This window comes from Marinomonas sargassi, from assembly GCF_025716875.1.
In the GTDB taxonomy this organism is placed as follows: domain Bacteria; phylum Pseudomonadota; class Gammaproteobacteria; order Pseudomonadales; family Marinomonadaceae; genus Marinomonas; species Marinomonas sargassi.
Genome location: NZ_JAOVZB010000002.1, coordinates 58717 through 81087 on the forward strand (window position 1 = coordinate 58717; position 22371 = coordinate 81087).

Sequence of the window (22371 nt, forward strand, 5' to 3'; positions counted from 1 at the left end):
AAAAAAAACGCCCGAATGGGCGTTTTTTTTAACTTCATGAAATCACTTCTACAATATTTAGAAAACTCGGTTAAAGCCATTTAAGGCCGCCACACGATAAGCTTCCGCCATTGTTGGGTAGTTAAATGTTGTATTAAGGAAATACTTCAAAGTATTTTGCTCTCCCGGCTGCTTCATTATAGCTTGACCGATGTGAACAATCTCAGACGCTTGGTCACCAAAACAATGTATTCCCAGAAGCTCTAAAGATTCTCGGTGGAAAAGGATTTTAAGCATACCAACCGCTTCCCCCGTAATTTGAGCACGAGCAGTATGTTTGAAGAACGCACGCCCTACTTCATAAGGCACCTTTTCACTAGTTAGCTCAGCCTCAGTCTTTCCTACCGAACTGATCTCAGGAATAGTATAGATACCTGTTGGCACCTCACTAATAAATTCACCACCTTCGATGCCGAACATATTAGCTGCAACAGATCGACCTTGGTCATACGCGGCACTCGCTAAGCTAGGCCAACCAATCACATCACCTGCGGCATAAACATTTTCAACTTGGGTTTGATACGTATCATTGACCGCCAACTGACCACGGCCATTCGCTTCTAGACCAATGCTATCCAGAGCTAGACTATCAGTATTACCAGAACGGCCATTACAGAATAACAATGCATCTGCACGAAGTTTTTTACCTGATGACATATTCATAATGACACCACGTTCTGATGTTTCAACAGAGTCATAGGTTTCATTATGTCGAATCAGTACACCACTATCACGAAGGTGGTAACTCAACGCATCCGTAATTTCATCATCTAAGAAACTCAATAGTTTTTTGGCTGGGTTAATCAGCTCGACTCGAACCCCTAAACCACAGAAAATCGACGCATATTCACAACCGATTACACCAGCCCCATAGATAATCAAAGACCTTGGAGTATGACTTAAGCCCAAAATTGTATCTGAGCAATAAATTCTAGGATGGGAAAAGTCAATATTAGCTGGTCGGTAAGGACGAGAGCCTGTAGCGATAACAATTTTATCAGCAACCAGAAGCTCTGGACCTTGTTCGTAGGTATTTACCTCAATAGTATTAGCGTCTTTAAACTTACCTTTACCAAAGTAAATATCAATACGATTTCGAGCATAATATTCAGTACGCCCCATTACTTGTTTTTCAATGACCTTGTTTGCTCTATCCATTACTTTTGGGAAAGAGAACCAACGAGGCTCACCAATATCACGGAACATTGGATTGGTATTAAACACGATAATTTCTTTTACGGCATGACGTAATGCTTTTGAAGGAATAGTACCTAAATGAGTACAACTACCGCCCACTTGTGAGCTTGCCTCAACCACCGCTACTCGTTTTCCTGCTTTAGCTGCACTCATTGCCGCGCCTTCACCTGCAGGACCAGTACCTAAAACCACAACATCATAATGTCTCGTTGTCATAATACCCTCTCAGCTCAATTATTTGGATGCGTCGTAAAACGTGTCATCAGAAACTTTTTCTAGTGCATCCTTTTTAGATTCTTTCTCACACTTACCTTTATCTCCGCCACAAATATCGCAGGCGACTTCCATTCCTAGAGAGCTCATGCCACCACATGAACCTGAAATAGGCTTTCTTCCCATCAAAACACCCACAGCCATCGCAGTGACTACAAGTAGCATAAAGAGAAATACAAATAACGCAGTCAACATAACCTTCTCCTTAAATATCCAATCTGTTTAATTCAAGTAGGCCTGAAAAGCATCGGAAGAGCGCTCTTCAAAACCAAAATCATTCTTCACTAATAAATATGCCGCAATACCGTTTCTTTGAGCAAAGGCTAACCCCTTATCAGGGCCCAACACAGTAATTGCTGTCGATAAACCATCTGCCATGGTTGTAGTTTTATCAATCACAGTAACCGACACTAAACGATGATTAATAGGCTTACCAGTTTTAGGATTAATTGTATGTGAATAACGAACACCATTTTTCTCAAAATAGTTACGATAATCACCAGAAGTAGCCACAGCTCCCCCTTCCAATTCAATCACCCTATTGACCACTTCGTGACCACCGGCTGGACTTTCTATTGCTACTTTCCACAAAGTGCCGTCAGGCTTCTTACCTTTCGTAAAGATCTCGCCACCTATCTCAACCAAGTAGCTTTCAATACCGTTCACTTCTAATACTCGCGAGACTTCATCAACCCCATAGCCTTTAGCAATAGATGACAAGTCTACGTAAATATTTTTTTCTTTTTTTAAACTTTGATTATCTAGTTGCAAATACTGATAACCAATTTTCGCTTTAGCGGCATTTATATCCGCTTGGCTAGGAATTTGATCTTTTGATTTCCCCGGACCAAACCCCCATAAATTTACTAACGGGCCAATGGTAACATCATACAAACCATCGCTCATTTCACTGATTAAAAGAGCCTGATCAACAACATAAGCCAAGTCTTTACTTACGTCTACCTTTTCACCTGCTGGCAGCTTATTAAACCTAGACAATTCGGAAGAAGGATCATAAGTCGACATTAGGCTATTTACTCTAGCAAGCACAGCGTCAACGTCAGATTTAAGTCCCCAAGAATTTTCAGTATCAGGTGTAGTGTAAAACTTCACCGTATATGTAGTACCCATTGTCGGGCCAGAAAAACCAACAAGCTCAGGAGAAAAAGAAAAAAAGCGATAAACAATCGCCAAAACAAGCATTAAAACAGCAGGAATTAATATTTTTTTGCGCATAAGAAATCTTTTTTACAAGGATCAAAAACAAAGACCCACCATTTGGTGGGTCTTTTATGAGGTGCTAGCCTCCGAAATCATCCAGAAGGATGTTTTCTTTTTCTACACCTAGATCTTCTAGCATTTTGATAACAGAAGAGTTCATCATTGGAGGTCCACACATGTAGAACTCACAATCTTCTGGTGCTGGGTGATCTTTAAGGTAGCTCTCGTACAAGACATTATGTATGAAGCCAGTCTTACCTTCCCAGTTATCTTCCTCTTGAGGATCAGATAATGCTAAATGCCACTCAAAGTTTTCATTCTCTTCTTGAAGCTTATCGTACTCATCCATATAGAAAGCTTCTCGCATACTACGAGCGCCATACCAGAAAGATATTTTACGAGTAGAGTTAAGGCGCTTCAGCTGATCAAAGATATGTGAACGCATTGGAGCCATACCAGCACCACCACCTACAAACACCATCTCAGCATCAGTATCTTTCGCAAAGAACTCACCGAATGGACCGTAAACCTTAATCTTATCACCTGGTTTCAAGCTAAATACATATGAAGACATTTGACCAGGTGGCAAATCATCTTTACCTGGAGGCGGAGAAGCAATACGAATATTAAATTTCACCAAACCTTTTTCTTCAGGGTAGTTTGCCATCGAGTATGCTCGGATAACAGTGTCATCTACCTTAGAAGTAAATTTCCACAAATTAAACTTATCCCAGTCACCGCGATACTCTTCTTCAATATCAAAGTCTTTGTAGTGAACAGTATGAGCAGGCGCTTCCAGCTGAACATAGCCACCAGCACGGAAGTCAACGTTCTCACCTTCAGGCAGTTTCAAAGTCAGCTCTTTGATGAAAGTCGCAACATTAGGGTTTGATTCAACAGTACATTCCCATGCTTTAACACCAAATACTTCCTCAGGAACTTCTACGTCCATGTCTTGCTTAACAGCAACCTGACAAGACAAACGCTGCCCTTCTTTCTCTTCACGGCGTGTAAAGTGCGACTGTTCAGTAGATAGCATTGAACCACCACCACTTGTCACCTTACATTTACACTGAGCACATGTACCACCGCCGCCACAAGCGGAGGATAAGAACACCCCACTATTAGCTAGTGTCTGCAGTAATTTACCGCCAGCAGGTACTGTAATTTCCTTTTCACCGTTGATGCGAATTGTAACGTCACCCGTACTTACTAAGCGTGCACGAGCAGCAAGAATAATTGCTACCAGCGCCAGTACGATTGCAGTGAACATTACCACACCCAGAATAATCTCTAAGTTGATCATGTTAGTTAAACCTTATTCTTGGTTGTCTGACTGCACAGCAAATTAAAGCTGTACACCAGAAAATGACATGAAGCCCAAACTCATCAAGCCAACAGTAATAAACGTAATACCAAGACCACGTAGACCTGCAGGAACATCTGAATACTTAAGCTTCTCCCGAATACCGGCAAGCGCAGCAATAGCAAGCGCCCAACCAACACCAGCACCTACACCGTAAACAAGACTTTCACTAAAGTTATAGTCACGCTCAACCATGAATAACGAAGCACCCAAGATTGCACAGTTTACAGTGATAAGAGGTAGAAACACGCCCAATGCGTTATATAACGACGGTACGTATTTATCCAATGTCATTTCTAATATCTGAACACATGCGGCAATTACACCAATGTAGCTCAACAAGCCTAAGAAGCTCAGATCTACACCTGGTAAACCAGCCCACTCAAGAGCGCCATCTACCAACAGGTTCTGATATAGCAAGTTATTTAGAGGTACAGTAATTGCCAATACAACAACAACTGCGATACCAAGACCAATTGCCGTTTCGACTTTCTTAGACAACGCTAAGAAAGTACACATGCCTAAGAAAAAGGCTAAAGCCATGTTTTCAACGAAAACCGCTTTAATAAACAGACTTATATAATGTTCCATTTACACCCCCTCCTGAGAACGTGAATTAGCAGCAATTTTAAACTCTGGTGCCTCAACCTGATCTTTCTTATAAGCACGCAATGCCCAAATAACCAAACCAATTACGAAGAAAGCACTTGGTGGCAATAACATCAAGCCATTTGGCTGATACCAACCGCCATTCTGAATTGTTGTGAAAATTTCCACACCAAACAGCTTACCGGCACCTAGCAGTTCACGGAAAACAGCAACGATGATTAGCATCACACTGTATCCCAAACCATTACCAACACCATCAAGGAAACTCATCACAGGGCCATTCTTCATAGCGAAGGCTTCTGCACGTCCCATAACGATACAGTTAGTAATAATCAAACCAACAAATACAGATAGTTGCTTGCTGATTTCAAAGGCAAACGCTTTTAACACCTGATCAACCACAATTACCAAAGAGGCAATAATAATCATCTGAACAATAATACGAATACTGTTCGGAATATGATTACGAATGATGGCAATAAAAAAGCTTGAAAAGCCAGTAACTAAAGTCAGTGCGATAGACATTACTAAACTCACACTTAGACTACTCGTTACCGCCAATGCAGAACAAATACCTAGAATCTGCAAAGCGATTGGGTTATTCGCAAGAATTGGCCCAAATAGAACTTCTTTTACATTAGACATTATTGAGCTCCCTCACTACGTAGCGACGCTAATAAAGGACCAAAACCTTCATTACCTAACCAGTATTGAACAAGATTGGTGACACCACGGCTCGTTAGCGTAGCACCAGATAATCCATCTACTTTATGAATAGCCAATGGGTCAGCACTGTCTACACTACTTTTAGCAAGCTGGATAATAGCTTCACCTTGGTCGTTGTAAACTTTTTTGCCTTTCCACAAAGCCTTCCAGTTAGGGTTATCTACTTCACCACCAAGACCAGGAGTTTCCCCTTGATCATAGAAGCCGAAACCAATAATGGTGTCAAAGTCATTCTCTAAAGCGATAAAGCCATACATTGTCGACCATAAGCCATAACCGTGTACCGGCAAGATAATACGTTCGATTTGATCACCATCTTTCACTAGGTAAATAGACGAGTAATTAGCACGACGTTTAATACTTGCAGGATCATTGGCACCATTTAGAGCAACAGACATAGCAGGATCTTTCGCTGCAGCTTGTTGATCATAAGTCGCAGGATCAATGCCAGCTGAACTTAACTCTTCAGCAGTCAGAAAGCTGCTTGTTTCCAAATTCACTAAGCGCGTTTCAATTGTCTCAAACGCTTGATCAATAGAAACATTAGAGTCCAGCATGCCTGCTGCAGAAAGAATATTTCGTTTACGGTCTAAGTCTTTATTGGCTTTCTGTATTGGCTTCAAGCCAACCGCTGCTGCTGCAACAAATACAGAACAAACCAAACATAAAGACAAAGCAACTGTAATCGTTTTTTGAATACTGTCGTTATTAGCCATTGCGCGCAATCCTCCGCTTAATGTTCGCCTGAACAATAAAGTGATCAATAAATGGCGAAAATAAGTTTGCAAAGAGAATCGCCAGCATCATACCTTCTGGGTACGCTGGGTTCACTACGCGAATCAAGACCACCATGACACCAATCAGAGCACCATAAAACCACTTACCACGACTCGTCATAGAAGCTGATACAGGATCTGTTGCCATATACATCATGCCGAATGCAAAGCCACCTAAAACTAGGTGCCAATACCAAGGCGTTGAGAACATAGGGTTAGAGTCTGAGCCAATCAAGTTAAGTAGTGTTGAAGTTAACACCATACCCAACATAACACCGGCTACGATACGCCAAGCCGCTATTTTCATAATCAACAGCGCAGAGCCGCCAATTAGAATCGCAAGCGTTGATGTTTCACCCATAGATCCCTGAACAAAACCAAAGAATGCATCAGACCATGCAACAGTTAATCCTGCCACACCATCAGCAGCAAGTTGGCTCAGCGCCGTTGCACCAGAGAAACCATCTACTGCTGTCCAAACCGCATCACCAGACATAGAAGCTGGGTAAGCGAAGAACAAGAATGCACGACCCGCTAATGCTGGGTTAAGGAAGTTTTTACCTGTACCACCAAACACCTCTTTCGCAAGCACCACACCAAAAGTGATACCCAGAGCAACTTGCCATAACGGAATAGTTGCAGGTAAAGACAGTGAGAAAAGAATGGAGGTTACAAAGAAACCTTCGTTAACTTCGTGCTTACGTACAGCAGCGAACAAAACTTCCCAGAAACCACCGACAGCAAATGTTACCAAGTAAACTGGCAAGAAGTAGGTTGCACCATAAATCATGTTGTCCCATATAGAGGACACATCATAATTAGTTAGACAACCAACAATAGCATGGCGCCATGTATCAGGTGCAGCAACACCCATAAAATCCATTGCTGTATTTGCTTGTAGACCAATATTGTACATACCAAAGAACATGGCGGGGAAAGTACACATCCAAACCAAGATCATAATACGTTTCATATCAACAGCATCGCGAACATGCGAACCGCTTTTTGTCACAGAGCTCGGACGGTAAAAGATGGTATCTACTGCTTCAAAAAGAGCGTACCACTTTTCGTATTTCCCACCTGTATGAAATTCAGGTTCTATTTTATCGAGTACTTTTCTAAGCCCCATGAATTAACCCTCTCTCTCTATTAGAGTTAGACAATCACGAAGAATAGGACCGTATTCGAACTTACCAGAACAGCTGTAAGTACATAAAGCCAAATCTTCATCATCTAATTCAAGCGCACCAAGCTTTTGCGCTTCTTCCGTATCACTCACCACTAATGAACGTAGCAATTGAGTGGGTAAGATATCTAATGGCATTACTCGTTCAAAGTTACCAAGCGGCAACATAGTACGATCACTACCATTTGTTGTCGTTGTCATATCAAACGACTTCTTACCTGTTAGCTTTGATACAAAAACGTTTAGCAAGGAGTGCTTTTCTACACCCGCACGTAAATAATGCATCATTTGACGTTCACGGCCTTCTAACAACACAGAAACTTGTGTGTGATAACGACCTAGGAAAGCAAAAGAACCAGTCGCTTTACGACCAGAGAGTACCGAACCTGATATAACTCGGTTCTCACCTTCAGAAAGTTGACCCGCAGTAAGGTCTTCTAGACTTGCACCTAGTTGAGTGCGAACCAGACGTGGGTTCTTAACTCGAGGTCCAGCTAATGCCACAACACGCTCAGAGTTTAATTCACCCGTCACAAACAACCGACCAATCGCTACAACATCTTGGTAGTTGATTGACCAAACCGTTTTCTTATCACTTACCGGATCAAGAAAATGGATGTGTGTGCCAGCAAGGCCAGCAGGGTGAACACCTGCGAACTCTTCAACAGTTACATCTGAAGTTGTTGGGATTTTCGCGTCAGGTGCTTTACATAAAAAGACCTTACCCTCTGTCAAACGAGTCAATACCGTAAGACCGTCTGCAAAAGCTTCTGCAGAATCAGCAAGAACCACTTCAGGAGAGGCCGCTAACGGATTGGTATCCATTGCCGTAACAAAAATAGAGTTCGGCGTAGAATCTACTTCAGGTACTTTCGAGAAAGGGCGTGTACGAAACGCAGTCCACAATCCTGAATCAACTAGATTTAACACCACTTTAGAGCGCTCTAGCGCTTTTAATTCGGAGCCAGAGTAAGAAGCAAAAGATTCAGACTCATCACCTTCAACATCAATAACAATTGATAAGAAGGCACGTCGTTCACCACGATTGATTTCTGACACTGTTCCAGCAGCAGGTGCAGTATATTTTACCCCTGCCATTTTCTTATCCGTGAATAAGACTTGTCCCTTTTTGACCTTATCCCCTACTTTAACCAGCATGGTAGGTTTCATACCATGGTAGTCAGGGCCGATAACAGCAACTGATTTCACAGCTGCAGCACTCTCAACAACTTGATTAGGAGCACCTGATATCGGTAAATCTAGGCCTTTTGTAATTTTAAACATATGTTCTGCCCAACAAAAGATTGAACACAAAAAGCGCAATGTGTACTGCTTATACCCCCCTCCGGGAAAACATGCACAAACAAACAATCATCTTAAGAAGATTGAATACACAAACTCACTTCACCAAAAAACCGAATTATTATAAAGCTGATTACCAGCCTTGACTAGCTGGCAGTGGCACCTTTTTGCCCTCAAAACTTACACATTAAATACAAACTGCTGTCTATCTGTTGATATTTTACACAAACACATCTTCCACCTGTTTGATTTATAGACAGCAAAGCAAGTTTAAATAAAGCACAGCCTATAAAAATAAGCGAATCCAATTATTTAGAGCCACCGTATAAGTCTTCACAAGATTACTTTTTAAAGTTGCCATCAAAGATGGAAAAACGCACAATATCCAACTCATTAATGAGTCCATAAGTGAAGCTGCCATTATGATCATTTCAGAAGCTCAAATACATATTAAGAACTTACGTCTGAGAACCTACATTGGTTTCAATGAATCCGAGAAAAAAAACAAACAAGATGTCGTGATCAACGCTTGGATCAATTATTCCGCATCCAGTGCTTCCAATACAGATGACGTAGAATACGCCGTCAACTATCGAACCATATGCAAAGAAATGATCACCTTCACGGAAGACAACCGTTTTTTACTATTAGAAAAGTTAACTGCTGATTTACTTGAGTTGTGCATGAAACAAGAAACAGTAACAACAGCCAAAGTAGAGGTGGCCAAGCCTCATGCGCTTCGCTTTGCTGACTCAGTATCGCTTACGCTATCAGCAACAAGAGACCATTAAAACAAGATGTCAAATACTGTATCCATCACATCAAAGCCCGGCTATAAAAATCAAATCGACGGTCTAGATGGGAGCCTTAAAGCACTACAACTTTTAGCCATTTCCGAGCAACACCAAAACCCTATTCTTTTTATCGCCAATACAGTCGCCGAGTTAAATGAACTCGAGGATGAGCTACAGTTTCTTAATCAACACCAAAAAGACATACTGAGGTTTGGAGACTGGGAGACACTCCCCTACGATGCTTTTTCACCTCACCAAGATATTATTTCTCAACGTCTTGAAACATTGGCAGAGATTACTGAGCGACAAGCTCCGATTATCTTAACAACGGTTGCCTCCTGCTTAACGCGACTATGCCCACAACAACACCTTGATGCCCAACGCTTCCATTTAAAAGAAGGCCAAAACCTTCCGCTGGAGAAGTTATCAACAAAATTGGTAAGCGCAGGCTACCTGCATGTGGATAGTGTAAACGCCCATGGTGAATATACTATTCGTGGGGCACTCATGGACGTTTTTCCTATGGGTGCGGACAACCCCATTCGAATAGACTGGTTTGATAATGAAATAGACACTATTAGATGGTTTGACCCTGAAACACAAAGAAGTATTAGCAAGGTAAGCGAAATCAAAATGCTGCCAGCAAAAGAGTTCCCAACCACTACTCAAGGCATCCAGCAGTTTCGCCAAGCCTTTCGGGAGCGCTTCGAGACAGCCCCATTAAATAGCCCTATATATCAAGATATTACCAGTGGTATTATCCCAGCAGGTATAGAGTATTACCTGCCATTATTTTTCGAGCAAACGGCTAGCTTATTTGATTATTTATCTGAGGACACCTTTGTTGTTCGCACCAATACTCTCAACGAGCAGGTTGCCAGCGTACAGTTAGACTTCAACACCCGCTACGAATCTCTTAGCTACAACATTGAACAACCAATATTAAAGCCAGAAGAAATATGCTTAAGAGAAAGCGACTTTTTCCAGCAGCTAAACCACTTCACCAACGTAGTGTTCTCAAGTCAAGAAACGCATCCTAATTATCGAGCACTCAATAACTTAAAAATCGATTCAAAAGCAGAAAAACCACTTAATCGGTTACAAAGTTTTATCACTCAAACCGACACAAGAGTGCTGATCGTTGCGGAATCTGCAGGGCGCAGAGAAGCTTTACTGGAGCTTCTGAAAAAGCACCAAATAGCGCCAACCTATGTAGAAAACTGGCAAGCCTTCACCTCTTCAAACCACTCGATTGCGATCACTGAAGGCAACATTGGCCGTGGTTTCATTATTAACAATGACATCACACTCATTGCCGAGAATGAAATATTAGGTGAACGAGTCTCCCAACACCGCAGGCGCAATAAGCAAAATAACATCAATGAAGACGCCATTATTCGCAATCTAACAGAATTGCGTTTAAATGCCCCTGTTGTGCATATAGATCATGGTGTAGGTCGTTATTTGGGCCTAACTAATTTACAGATAGACGGACAAGAGACTGAGCTACTAACTTTAGGCTACGCCAATGACGCTAAGCTCTATGTGCCTGTATCTTCTTTACAGCTGATATCAAGATACACTGGCGCAGATGAAGATACCGCACCATTGCATAAGCTGGGCTCAGAAAAATGGAGTGTTGCTAAACAAAAAGCCGCAGAGAAAGCCCGCGACACAGCTGCCGAGCTCCTCGAAATCTACGCCAAACGTGAAGCAAAAGTTGGCTACGCTTTCGCCAAACCTGATGATCAATACGAGATCTTTTCAGCAGGCTTCCCTTTTGAAGAAACACCAGACCAGCAAATGGCCATTGATGCCGTCATGAAAGACATGTCATCGAAAAAGCCGATGGACAGATTAGTCTGTGGCGATGTGGGCTTCGGTAAAACAGAAGTTGCCATGCGTGCAGCATTCCTTGCCGTACAAGATGGAAAGCAAGTCGCTGTTTTGGTTCCAACCACCCTACTTGCCCAGCAGCACTATGAAAACTTCTGCGACCGCTTTGCCGACTGGCCTGTAGAGGTAGAGCTACTCTCTCGATTCCGCTCAGGCAAACAGACCAATCAAGCTATTGATCGCCTCGAGTCAGGGAAAGCCGACATTGTCGTTGGTACTCATAAACTTATTCAAAGCGACATTAAATTTGCCAACTTAGGCCTTGTTATCATTGATGAAGAACATAGATTTGGCGTCAAACAAAAAGAGCAATTCAAATCATTACGCGCTGAAGTAGATATTCTAACTCTGACCGCGACCCCTATTCCAAGAACCTTAAATATGTCCTTGTCTGGGATTCGTGACCTATCCATCATCGCCACACCGCCCGCAAAACGTTTATCCGTGAAGACTTTTGTAAAACAAAAGGATGAGCACCAAATTAAAGAAGCCATCTTAAGAGAATTACACCGTGGCGGTCAGGTTTACTATCTTCACAATGAAGTGCAGACCATAGAGAAAACCGCACAAGAACTAGAAGAGCTCATTCCAGAAGCACGCGTGATTGTCGGTCATGGTCAAATGCGGGAAAGAGAGCTAGAGCAAGTGATGTCGGACTTTTACCACAAACGCGCCAATGTCTTAGTCTGCTCTACCATTATTGAAACAGGGATAGACATCCCTAACGCTAATACCATCATCATTGAAAGGTCTGATAAGTTTGGTTTAGCACAGCTTCATCAACTAAGAGGACGTGTTGGTCGGTCCCACCACCAAGCCTATGCTTATTTGCTAACGCCTAGTGACAGAAAAATTACAGGTGACGCTGAGAAACGACTTGAAGCCATTAGCCTCGCCGATACTTTAGGCGCGGGCTTCACTCTAGCAACACACGATTTAGAAATTCGTGGTACAGGTGAACTATTGGGTGATGGCCAAAGTGGTCACATTGAACATGTTGGCTTCTCTCTATTTATGGAAATGCTCGACCGCGCAGTCGCCTCTTTAAAGAATGGTGAGTCGCCTGATGTGGATATTTCTTCACCATCGCAAACCGATATCAATCTGCGCGTACCAGCTCTCATTCCAGATGAGTACTTAGGGGATGTCCACTCGCGTTTAATACTTTATAAACGTATTGCCAGCGCCAAGACAAAAGACGAATTGAAAGATCTACAAGTTGAAATGATAGATCGTTTTGGTTTATTGCCTGATGCAACCAAAAACCTCTTCCGACAAACCGAGCTGAAACTTAAGGCCGAAAGCCTTGGCATAAACAAAATAGAAGCTAATGCAAAAGAAGGTAAAATATTCTTTAATAGCAAAACGCCTGTTGACCCGATGAAACTAATAAAACTCATCCAAACGAAGCCGGATACCTATAAACTAGTAGGATCAGACACTTTGAAATTTTCAGCTGTTATGGAAAGTGCAGAACAGCGCTTCCAACACACAACCAAAACGTTAGGACTATTACATTGAAGTATTTAGCTTTTATCTTACTAACACTAAGCCTCTTCAGTACCCGCTCATTGGCAAATACAGAAGAAATCAACCCAGATACAGCAAGAGCTTACGAGGGCTACTTACTGACATTCCTATGGCCTGACAATCAGACGACAGAGTTTATTGAATACGAAAATGTGCTGTCACTAGATGGCCTGACACGAATTATAGAAAATACAGAGCAAGAAACCTTAGAGAGTGAAAATATAGAGCAAACTCTAAGCGCATTTGAAGAAGGTTTGAAAACACAGATAGGTAAACGCATACCGATACTGGTAAGCCAGAAGTGGACGCTCATTTTCAAACATGCAGGCGACAAAATTTACAAAGAGTTTCACAGTGAACAAATTAAAGACGGCTACCCAGAACTGACAGGAAAAATAGCCATAAAACTTGGCCGCTATCTAGAGTCCGACATTTCGTATCAGCATTACTTATTTGATAGTTTTACTCAGCCGATTCCTGAAGTACTCATCGACGATCAAGAACCCGCTGAACTTAAGGCGTTTGAACCCGCACTGGTATTAACACTCAACCAAAGCAACAAAACCGCCAGTAAAAAACTTAATTACTTAGACCACCCAACCATTGGCACACTGCTTTACTTTGAGCCAATCGAGTTAGAAGAAGCCATGGCGACATTAACATCTCAATCAAACCCGCCAGAAACAGGGGAAGGTTTAAATTACAATAACCTTCAAAGCACGAACGAGTTATTAAACTAAACCCTTTTCAATGACTTTTAAGTCACCAGGTATTTCAGTCCCATAACGGTGACCATAAAAAAGGCGATCTATTTCTAGATCGCCTTCTTCTTGAAAGCACTTATTTGAAATAAGTTATACAAAAAAGAGCTCTATAAAAGCCTCTTTAGCCCATCGACTAAAAACCTCGGCTTTGAGTCAACTTACTCATCCAAGCCAACGCCTTATGCTCAAATGCGGACAATACCGACAAACCTAAACGCTCGGCCATTTTCTTCGGCTGCTTATAAGCCACCTGAACCACATCTTTATCAGCAAGATTAGACACTAGGTAAGCATCACTGGTCATCACAGCATCCACCAGCTTGTTATCTAATGCCTCACTACCGTACCAAGTATCACCCGTGGCAATGCTTTCAATATCTAGCTGGGGCCTCTGACCAGACACAAAACGTTTAAATAAACCATGGGTATCTTCTAAATCTTGCTTGAATTTCTCGCGACCTTCATCGGTATTTTTACCCAACATGGTCAATGTACGCTTGTACTTACCTGCTGTATGCAACTCCACATCAATCAAGCTTTTGTCTAGCAATCGATGTACATTCGGCACTTGAGCGACAACACCTATGGAACCTAAAATCGCAAAAGGCGCAGCAATGATTTTGTCGGCAACACAGGCCATCATATAACCACCACTTGCTGCCACTTTATCAACACAAATTGTAAGCGGAATATTGGCTTCTCTAACACGTTGTAGTTGAGAAGCGGCTAGACCGTAACCATGCACCATGCCGCCGCCACTTTCTAGGCGGACTACAACCTCATCATGGGGCTGAGCGATACTCAAAATAGCCGTGATTTCTTCTCTCATAGAATCCACTGCTGAGGCCTTGATATCACCATCGAAATCTAGAACATAGAGGCGTTTTTTGATCTTTTCCTCTGTGTCTTTTCCTGACTTTTTCTTTTGAGCTTTCTTATCAAGCTTTTCTTGTTTCTTCTTTTCCTTTTCTTTATTCTTAAGGTCTTTCTTATCTAACAATTGACTTTCTAAGTCCGCCTTCATTGCGTCATAGTTTTCATTCAATTTTATTATAGATAAGCTGCCTGGTTTGTCTTTGCGCTTTCCGCTAGCAACCAGTGCCATCACAACAACAATAAATACTCCGATACTAATGAGCTTTAACATGAAGCCGGCGTAGTCAGTTAAAAATTCCAAGATACTATTCCCCTAATTAAACATACGTTTTTGACTTTATGGGGGTATTTATATAAATCACAATAGATACTCATTTCTTTATCCCTTATCATCGCCGAGTTTTAACATATTTGCCCCAGTTGGCATGCTTTAAAGGAAACCTTGATGACAACCTCAATACCTCAAGCACTAGGGAAAAACTTTCTAGGAAATACCCCCTTATGGTACAAGCAAGCTATTATCGCTTTCTTGATCATCAACCCTATCGTAGCTTCCACGTTAGGCCCTTTTGTTGCTGGTTGGCTATTAATTATTGAATTCATATTCACACTAGCGATGGCATTAAAATGCTATCCGCTACAACCCGGTGGATTAATTGCTATTGAGGCCATACTGTTAAACCTCACCACCCCACAAGGTGTGCACCATGAAGTGGTAGCAAACTTTGACGTTATCTTGCTACTCATGTTTATGGTGGCCGGCATATACTTCATGCAAAGCATGCTGCTTTTCATCTTCAATAAGTTATTAGTAAAAATTCACTCGAAGATCATCATCTCTTTGGTATTTAGCTTTAGTGCTGCTATTTTATCCGCGTTTTTGGATGCTTTAACTGTGACCGCCGTTTTAATTAGCGTCAGCGTTGGTTTTTATTCTGTTTACCATAAAGTCGCTTCAGGTCAGCCACAAAACAGCAAACACAATCCTATTAATGATGAACATGTCCTGCCCGTTAACTACGATGATTTATTACAATTCCGTTCATTCTTACGTAGCTTACTCATGCATGGCGCAATTGGCACCGCCTTAGGCGGGGTATCCACCATGGTAGGCGAGCCACAGAATCTATTAATCGCTAAAGTGGCAGGCTGGGATTTCCTTGAATTCTTTCTACAGGTCGCCCCTATTTCTTTACCTGTCATTGCTTGTGGCTTGGTCACAGTTGTCTTTTTAGAAAAAACCAAGTGCTTCGATTATGGTGCTAAGCTACCTGAAAATGTTCGCAATATTTTAAAGAATTTTGAAGAAGAAGAGTCCCAGAAAAGCACCCCAAAACATAAAGCACAGCTGGTTATTCAAGGTATTGTCGCCTTATTGCTTATTCTTTCTCTCGCGTTTCATGTGGCAGAAGTGGGTCTTGTTGGTCTTATGGTGATCATCTTACTTACCTCTTTCAATGGCATAGTCGAAGAGCACCAGATCGGCCATGCTTTTGAAGAAGCACTACCTTTTACCGCGTTATTGGTTGTGTTCTTTACCATTGTCTCTGTTATCCATGATCAGCATTTATTTCAGCCAATTATTGATTTCGTATTAAATATGCCTATCCACTCTCAGCCTCTAATGTTTTTTGTGGCCAACGGCATACTCTCTGCGATTAGTGACAATGTCTTTGTTGCAACCATTTATATCAGTGAAATCAAATCGGCATTAGAAGCAGGGACGATTACGCGAGAGCACTTCGACAAACTGGCAGTTGCCATTAACACTGGCACTAACCTACCCAGTGTCGCCACTCCAAACGGTCAAGCAGCGTTCTTATTCCTACTCACGTCTGCGATCGCTCCTCTACTAAGATTATCCTACGGAAAAATGGTTTGGATGGCTTTGCCATACACCATAGTACTGAGTTTAGTGGGTGGCTTGTGCGTTCACCTTTTCTTATAAATTAACTATATGAGCACTCGCCCTTAGACATAAAAAAAGCCCGTTTAGAAACGGGCTTTTTTTATGTCTATTTATAAGGTTAATGCTTAATACGCCAAAGTGCCTGTCCTGATTTTTTATCAATTAAATCTAAACGTTCTTCATGGGCTTGCAGCTCACTGTCATTCGCTCGAATGATTTTTAGTGCTGGACGGTCACTTGCTAAACGTCGTATCCCTCCAACATCACCTTCTTGTTTTGATTCTGACTCAGAGCCTGTCGCCAAACCCAAACTCGTTTGACCACCTGTCATCAGCAAATACACATCAGCCAAAATTTCCGAGTCAAGCAAGGCGCCGTGAAGTTCTCGGTGTGAATTGTCTATGCCGTATCGTTTACACAGTATATCTAGATTATTTTTCTGACCGGGATGCTTTTTGCGGGCATACACAAGGCTATCAAAAATACCGCACACTTCCGCAGTTTTTGGGAACCCGCCAACCAAACCAAACTCATGATCCATAAAACCCACATCGAATGGCGCATTATGGATAATCAACTCAGCCCCTTTAATGAAATCAAAGAACTCTTGGGCAATTTCATGGAAACGTGGTTTGTCAGCAAGAAATTCATTACTAATTCCGTGTACTTTGAAAGCTTCCTCTTCTACTTCACGATCAGGGTTAATGTAGACGTGAAAGTGTCGTTTAGTTAGCTTCCTTTCTATCATTTCCACACAACCGATTTCGATAATGCGGTGACCCTGTTTAGGGTCAATTCCTGTTGTTTCTGTATCTAATATAACCTGTCTCATGATGCTGCTCTCAACTCTTCAATGCCTTGATTGGCAAGCTCATCGGCGATTTCGTTGCCTTCGATTCCAGCATGCCCCTTCACCCATTTCCAAGTCACTTCATGTCGTTGGCATTCTTCATCCAACATTTGCCATAAGTCTTTATTCTTAACAGGCTGTTTAGACGCTGTTTTCCAGCCTTTTCGCTTCCAGCCCGCTAGCCATTCTGTAATGCCTTTTTGGACATAAGATGAATCTGTGTAGAGGGTGACAACGCATTTTTCTTTTAAGGCTTTTAGGCCTTCAATAGCCCCCATCAATTCCATTCTATTATTGGTCGTATCTTGCTCACCACCACAAAGGCGCTTTTCATGCTCACCAAATGTCAGCCAAGCTCCCCAGCCGCCGATGCCAGGGTTCCCTTTACAAGCTCCATCGGTATAAATTATTACTTCTTTCAATCTCTCATCTCTTTTATTGTTGGCTTTGTTAAAGGGGAAACTCGGACCCGAGGTCGGGTCCATACAGGTTTCATCGGAGTATAACGTTTAACCTGTTTAGTCGCTGTTAATATATATACGCCACTAAAGGGTAGCTTTAAGGGCCGTAATATTTTATCTATCCACTTGAAGCGGGATCGCCACGTACCACTTTGCAAAGGCAATTCATAATGAATAAAACTTTTACTTTCCAAAGTTAACCCAGCCACTTTCAACCAGTCTTCTAGACGGTGCGGAGCAATAAATCGCGCACACCAAGGGGCTTTATTTTTATTGGCAAACAAGCGGAAAAAGCCCCATAAACCGAAGGGGTTAAAGCCAACAATGATAAGCTTGCCACTTGGCAACAAGGTTCTAGCCACTTCCCTTAGGTCATCATGAGGCGTTTCTGAAATATCTAAAGTATGATGCAAAATATGCACATCAATACCATCACTATCAAAAGGCAACTCATTAGCCTTGGCCACAATAGTAGAGCAAGAAGCCCCTAACTCTAGGACAGGAGCAACTTGGAAGCTTTTTCGCAATCTGTGATTATCAATAGGCAGAACTTTAAGAGGGGATTGAGTAATTAGGTAATAGCCTACCGTTGCATCGAGCTTAGATTCAATTTTATTTCGCTCTCCGGCCAACAGTTGCTTACCTAGGTCAGTCTCATACCAAGTTTGAAAAAATTGTCTTGTTTGATCATCCGGCATAAAATCCATCTCTACACTGTACATACAATGATTTTTTATTCTTATTAAAGCCTGTAATATTCAAACCACCAACCAAACAGTAGACGGCACATGATTATATATCCGCTTCGCGCTTTTCAAGACAATTATATCTGGATTATTGAAGATAAAGATAGCTCAGAAATTTGGGCCATTGATCCGGGTTCAGCGGCCGTGGTTGAGGAGCATTGTGATACACACGCAAAAACACTCGTTGGTATTTTAATCACCCACCATCACAAGGACCATACTGGCGGTATAGCGGTATTAAGAGAAGCTGCGAAGTGTCCTGTTTACGGCCCAAAGCATCTCAGCCATTTAGTAACTCACCCCGTCAAAGAAGGCAGTGAAGTTACCATTTTCTCAGAAATCTATGAGGTATTTGAAACACCAGGGCATACTCTTGATCACCTGTGTTTTTTCAGTAAACAAACTACGCCTATCTTATTTTGCGGCGACACCTTATTTAGAGGGGGATGTGGACGCCTGATGGAAGGCACTGCGGAACAAATGCTACTTGCTATGAACAAAATTGCCGCGCTACCTGATAACACTTTAGTTTATGGCACCCACGAATACACACTAGCCAACTACCGATTTGCTTTGTCGTTAGAACCTAACAACCCAGATTTAATTGAAAGCAATACCTCCTGCCAACAGCTACGTAATCGTAATAAAGCCACCTTACCTTCGAACCTAGCTTTAGAAAAGAAAACCAACCCTTTTTTACGAACTCATAACATTGAGTTAAAAAGTAATGCAGCACAACAACTTAACGAGCCTCCTGCGGTAAATCCTATCGACTCTTTCGCTCAAGTACGACGGGCTAAAGATACTTTTAGTTGACCTATTAGACCACATCTTTAAAATGGCTAGCTTTTAATCAAGATAGTGACATTCATGTTTTATAAGCTTCTCTGGATTTGCATCCTCTCTGCCCTTTTAAGTGCCTGCCAAACAGTCTCTAACGAGACTTCAGATGTTACGGCGACAGACCTTGAGGAGCCTATCGCAGACTCTCCTTCAGAAACACCAACTGAAGAATTGAGCATTATCGATGAAGAGGTTCAACAACCGCTTATTTTGGAAAAGCTTCCTGAACCTTCTGTAGTAATCGAAGAACCAGAAGAGCCTAAAGACCTGTGGGACAGAATTAGAGATGGCTACCAATTAGACCTAGATATTGACCGCCCTCAACTTTCCTCTCAGCTTCGCTGGATGCAGTCTCACCCATCTTACTTAGATAGAGTATCTAAACGCGGATCTCGCTACTTATACTACATAGTAGATGAATTAGAAAAAGCTGGCTTGCCCACCGAGATCGCATTACTTCCCATTGTTGAAAGTGGCTTTGACCCTTTTGGTTATAGCCACGGTCGAGCATCTGGCCCTTGGCAATTCATTCCTTCAACAGGCCATATCTATGGTTTACACCAGACTTGGTGGTATGACGGGCGCCGAGACATCATAGGTTCAACACAGGCGGCTATTGCCTATTTAACTCGTCTTCATAAGATGTTTGATGGCAACTGGTTCCACGCTCTCGCTTCATACAACTCAGGTGAAGGTACTGTATCCAGAGCTATTAGAAAGAATAAAAAAGCAGGTAAACCAACCGATTTTTGGTCTCTTGATTTACCCAAAGAAACACGTGATTACGTGCCAAAACTGATCGCTATCGCCAAGGTGATTAAAAACCCAGAGAAATACAACTACTCTACTTATCCAATTGTCGATGAGCCTTATTTTGAAGTCGTTAACATCGGCGGTCAGCTAGATCTTGCACAAGCTGCAGAGATGGCAGACATTAGCATAGATGAAATCTATTTACTTAACCCAGGTTTCAACCAATGGGCCACTTCCCCTGATGGCCCCCATAGACTGCTGATCCCTGTTGATAAAGCACAAAACTTTAGAACTCAGCTGGCTCAAATCCCACCACAAGATCGCGTCACTTGGGTGCGTTATACCGTTAAAGCAGGTGATAATCTGTTGTTGATTGCTAAGCAACACAACACCACCACTAAGGTATTACAGAGCGTCAATAAGATCTCATCTTCTTTTATACGTGTCGGACAAGAGCTAATGATTCCTGTGGCGGGTAACAAGATTGAAAGCTACACACTAAGCTCTCATCAGCGTTTACTTGCAAAGCAGTCACGAGCGCCAAGCAACAACCGTGTAAAAATCAATCACACCGTAGTTTCAGGTGACAGCCTCTGGTCTATTTCAAAAAAATACAACACCAACAGTAAAACCCTTGCCCGCTGGAATAATATGGGCTTGGGCGACCCCCTCATACCGGGCAAAAAGCTTGTGGTCTGGTTGAAAGCATCTCAAAATAACCAAAGTTCAACGTCCAGTAATTTAAGCCGAAGCGTTATGAAAAGAGTGGTATATACCATCCGCTCGGGCGAGTCACTTAGCGTCGTAGCGCAGAAGTTTAAAGTATCAGTCAGCGATATTAAAAAATGGAACCCCAAGGTTGGAAGTAAAAAGTATGTTCAACCAGGAGATAAGGTCACATTATTGGTTAATGTGGTTGGGGGATAAAACAAAAAAGGGCTGATTATTATCAGCCCTTTTTTTATAGTTTTTATGAGTGATATTTACTCATAACGACATAAGTATGCTGTTGTTTCTGCTACTTTCACTTGGAAACTCTTATTCGCTTCAACAATGAAAGTTTCGCCGTTTTCAAAGCGCTGCCACTCTGTTTGCTCAGGTAACAAAATTTCCAAGCAACCTGATACCACTGTCATATATTCTTTCTGACTAGTACCGAACTCATACTCACCTACAGCCATTACTCCAACAGTAGATACACCTTGCGAGTTAGTTAAGCCTATCGACTTTACTTGATTATCAAAATAGCTGTTTACTGTTAACTCTGTACTCATACTCTGTCTCTCACTTTTACATCTTAGAGGCGGGTTTATTGCCCACCATTTCTTCAATTATCCATTCTTTAAAGGCCATCATAGCGGACGTTACAGAACGGCGTTTTTCATAAACTAAATAAAACGATCGATTCGTTATAAGGTGCTGGTCAAAAAGCACCTTTAGAGAGCCCGATTCTATCTCTGGCATTACCAATTCTGGATCTGACAATGCAATACCTAAGCCCTGTGACGCGGCACCTGCCGTTAATGAGCCACTCGAGAACATGAGGCCTCGCCTAAATAACGTTGGGTCTAACTCATGCTGTTTTAGCCAGTCATGCCACTCATCTTTACGCTTAGTGACGTGTAAAAGTGGATAAAAACGCATATCTTCTGGACTATTAATAGGTTGGTTATCTTTTATTAAATCTGGGTGACACACTGGTGCTAGCCTTGCTGGACGCAAATAATGTGCTTCGACACCATCCCACTTACCTTCACCAAAATACACAGCCATATCAATATCGTTTGCAGAGAAATCTACTAGGCCAGTTAGTGAGCTAATTTCGATTTGAATATCTGGGTAGCGAGTTTGGAAACTCTGCATTCTTGGCATCAACCACCGCGTCAAAAATGCGGGGGCAACCGCCAACTTCAACGAACCAGCTTTCTGTTTACTTTTCAGCTCAGAAGTAGCGTTATCTAGTTGTTCAAATATGCTTTTAATTGGCTTGATATAAGACTCACCAGCCTCTGTTAGAACTACTTTTCGCTTAGTGCGTCGAAATAGCTCTAACCCCAAAAAGGCTTCTAAGCCTTTAATTTGGTGACTAATGGCAGAAGGGGTCACAAACAACTCTTCAGCCGCTTTATTAAAGCTGCCATGACGAGCTGCTGACTCAAAACACTTTAATGAGTTGAGAGGGGGTAAACGATTAATAAGCCTATCTCCTATAGATAAGAATCACTCTAAAATGAATACAACTTACCTGTCAGAT

At 42.0% G+C, this 22371-nt stretch carries 21 protein-coding genes; 6 read left to right on the top strand and 15 right to left on the bottom strand.

Annotated features, from left to right (window positions below; translation table 11 throughout):
* Positions 1-57 precede the first annotated feature (57 nt).
* From sthA to OFY17_RS04785, 9 genes are all read right to left on the bottom strand, one after another.
* The gene (sthA, locus tag OFY17_RS04745; protein WP_263529573.1) at positions 58-1452 is read right to left on the bottom strand and encodes a Si-specific NAD(P)(+) transhydrogenase; all 1395 of its coding nucleotides are present in this window, start codon (positions 1450-1452) and stop codon (positions 58-60) included.
* An 18-nt stretch (positions 1453-1470) separates the two neighbouring features.
* Positions 1471-1704, bottom strand: coding sequence for a (Na+)-NQR maturation NqrM (gene nqrM, locus OFY17_RS04750; RefSeq protein ID WP_263529574.1), 234 nt, complete (start codon positions 1702-1704; stop codon positions 1471-1473).
* 27 nt (positions 1705-1731) lie between these two features.
* Positions 1732-2745, bottom strand: coding sequence for an FAD:protein FMN transferase (locus tag OFY17_RS04755; protein ID WP_263529575.1), 1014 nt, complete (start codon positions 2743-2745; stop codon positions 1732-1734).
* A gap of 64 nt (positions 2746-2809) precedes the next feature.
* The gene (gene nqrF, locus OFY17_RS04760; RefSeq protein WP_263529576.1) at positions 2810-4036 is read right to left on the bottom strand and encodes an NADH:ubiquinone reductase (Na(+)-transporting) subunit F; all 1227 of its coding nucleotides are present in this window, start codon (positions 4034-4036) and stop codon (positions 2810-2812) included.
* Between the two features lie 42 nt (positions 4037-4078).
* Positions 4079-4687, bottom strand: coding sequence for an NADH:ubiquinone reductase (Na(+)-transporting) subunit E (nqrE, locus tag OFY17_RS04765; RefSeq protein ID WP_263529577.1), 609 nt, complete (start codon positions 4685-4687; stop codon positions 4079-4081).
* Positions 4688-5350: an NADH:ubiquinone reductase (Na(+)-transporting) subunit D gene (locus OFY17_RS04770; RefSeq protein ID WP_263529578.1), complete on the bottom strand. Its 663-nt coding sequence runs from the start codon at positions 5348-5350 to the stop codon at positions 4688-4690.
* Positions 5350-6147 carry a Na(+)-translocating NADH-quinone reductase subunit C gene (locus OFY17_RS04775; RefSeq protein ID WP_263529579.1) on the bottom strand — a complete coding sequence of 266 codons (798 nt, stop codon included), beginning with the start codon at positions 6145-6147 and terminating at the stop codon, positions 5350-5352. The genes OFY17_RS04770 and OFY17_RS04775 overlap by 1 nt, the downstream gene beginning before the upstream one ends.
* A complete protein-coding gene (locus tag OFY17_RS04780) occupies positions 6140-7336 on the bottom strand; it encodes an NADH:ubiquinone reductase (Na(+)-transporting) subunit B (RefSeq protein WP_263529580.1) in 1197 nt (398 codons plus the stop codon). The genes OFY17_RS04775 and OFY17_RS04780 overlap by 8 nt, the downstream gene beginning before the upstream one ends.
* Positions 7337-7339: 3 nt before the next feature.
* A complete protein-coding gene (locus tag OFY17_RS04785; RefSeq protein WP_263529581.1) occupies positions 7340-8677 on the bottom strand; it encodes a Na(+)-translocating NADH-quinone reductase subunit A in 1338 nt (445 codons plus the stop codon).
* 440 nt (positions 8678-9117) lie between these two features.
* Between OFY17_RS04785 and folX the strand changes: the two genes are divergently transcribed.
* The 3 genes from folX to OFY17_RS04800 are packed head-to-tail and all read left to right on the top strand — an operon-like array spanning position 9118 to position 13655.
* Positions 9118-9486 (top strand): dihydroneopterin triphosphate 2'-epimerase, encoded by a 369-nt coding sequence (folX, locus tag OFY17_RS04790; RefSeq protein ID WP_263529582.1) that lies wholly within the window; start codon positions 9118-9120, stop codon positions 9484-9486.
* Positions 9487-9492: 6 nt separating this feature from the next.
* Positions 9493-12906, top strand: a complete 3414-nt coding sequence (gene mfd, locus OFY17_RS04795) for a transcription-repair coupling factor (RefSeq protein WP_263529583.1) — start codon at positions 9493-9495, stop codon at positions 12904-12906.
* On the top strand, positions 12903-13655 hold the full coding sequence (locus OFY17_RS04800; protein ID WP_263529584.1) for a hypothetical protein: 753 nt from the start codon (positions 12903-12905) through the stop codon (positions 13653-13655). The genes mfd and OFY17_RS04800 overlap by 4 nt, the downstream gene beginning before the upstream one ends.
* Before the next feature lie 157 nt (positions 13656-13812).
* Here OFY17_RS04800 and sohB read toward each other — a convergent pair whose 3' ends face one another.
* Positions 13813-14856 carry a protease SohB gene (gene sohB, locus OFY17_RS04805; RefSeq protein ID WP_263529585.1) on the bottom strand — a complete coding sequence of 348 codons (1044 nt, stop codon included), beginning with the start codon at positions 14854-14856 and terminating at the stop codon, positions 13813-13815.
* A 144-nt stretch (positions 14857-15000) separates the two neighbouring features.
* Between sohB and nhaB the strand changes: the two genes are divergently transcribed.
* On the top strand, positions 15001-16503 hold the full coding sequence (nhaB, locus tag OFY17_RS04810) for a sodium/proton antiporter NhaB (RefSeq protein WP_263529586.1): 1503 nt from the start codon (positions 15001-15003) through the stop codon (positions 16501-16503).
* A gap of 79 nt (positions 16504-16582) precedes the next feature.
* On the opposite strand, the gene dnaQ is transcribed toward nhaB, so the two are convergent.
* Genes dnaQ through OFY17_RS04825 form a run of 3 tightly spaced genes read right to left on the bottom strand, consistent with a single transcriptional unit; the run spans position 16583 to position 18473 of the window.
* On the bottom strand, positions 16583-17296 hold the full coding sequence (dnaQ, locus tag OFY17_RS04815) for a DNA polymerase III subunit epsilon (protein WP_263529587.1): 714 nt from the start codon (positions 17294-17296) through the stop codon (positions 16583-16585).
* On the bottom strand, positions 17293-17736 hold the full coding sequence (gene rnhA / locus OFY17_RS04820; RefSeq protein WP_263529588.1) for a ribonuclease HI: 444 nt from the start codon (positions 17734-17736) through the stop codon (positions 17293-17295). The genes dnaQ and rnhA overlap by 4 nt, the downstream gene beginning before the upstream one ends.
* The gene (locus tag OFY17_RS04825) at positions 17733-18473 is read right to left on the bottom strand and encodes a class I SAM-dependent methyltransferase (RefSeq protein ID WP_263529589.1); all 741 of its coding nucleotides are present in this window, start codon (positions 18471-18473) and stop codon (positions 17733-17735) included. Before OFY17_RS04825 ends, rnhA begins: the two co-directional genes overlap by 4 nt.
* Before the next feature lie 90 nt (positions 18474-18563).
* Between OFY17_RS04825 and gloB the strand changes: the two genes are divergently transcribed.
* Both gloB and OFY17_RS04835 read left to right on the top strand, forming a co-directional pair.
* Complete coding sequence (gene gloB, locus OFY17_RS04830) at positions 18564-19337, top strand: hydroxyacylglutathione hydrolase (protein ID WP_263529590.1); 774 nt, start codon at positions 18564-18566, stop codon at positions 19335-19337.
* Between the two features lie 54 nt (positions 19338-19391).
* The gene (locus tag OFY17_RS04835) at positions 19392-21044 is read left to right on the top strand and encodes a LysM peptidoglycan-binding domain-containing protein (protein ID WP_263529591.1); all 1653 of its coding nucleotides are present in this window, start codon (positions 19392-19394) and stop codon (positions 21042-21044) included.
* A 56-nt stretch (positions 21045-21100) separates the two neighbouring features.
* On the opposite strand, the gene ppnP is transcribed toward OFY17_RS04835, so the two are convergent.
* Together ppnP and gcvA are read right to left on the bottom strand one after the other, a co-directional pair.
* Entirely contained in the window at positions 21101-21391 is a 291-nt protein-coding gene (gene ppnP, locus OFY17_RS04840) for a pyrimidine/purine nucleoside phosphorylase (protein ID WP_263529592.1), read from the bottom strand.
* 16 nt (positions 21392-21407) lie between these two features.
* A complete protein-coding gene (gene gcvA, locus OFY17_RS04845) occupies positions 21408-22328 on the bottom strand; it encodes a transcriptional regulator GcvA (RefSeq protein WP_263529990.1) in 921 nt (306 codons plus the stop codon).
* Between the last annotated feature and the right edge of the window lie 43 nt (positions 22329-22371).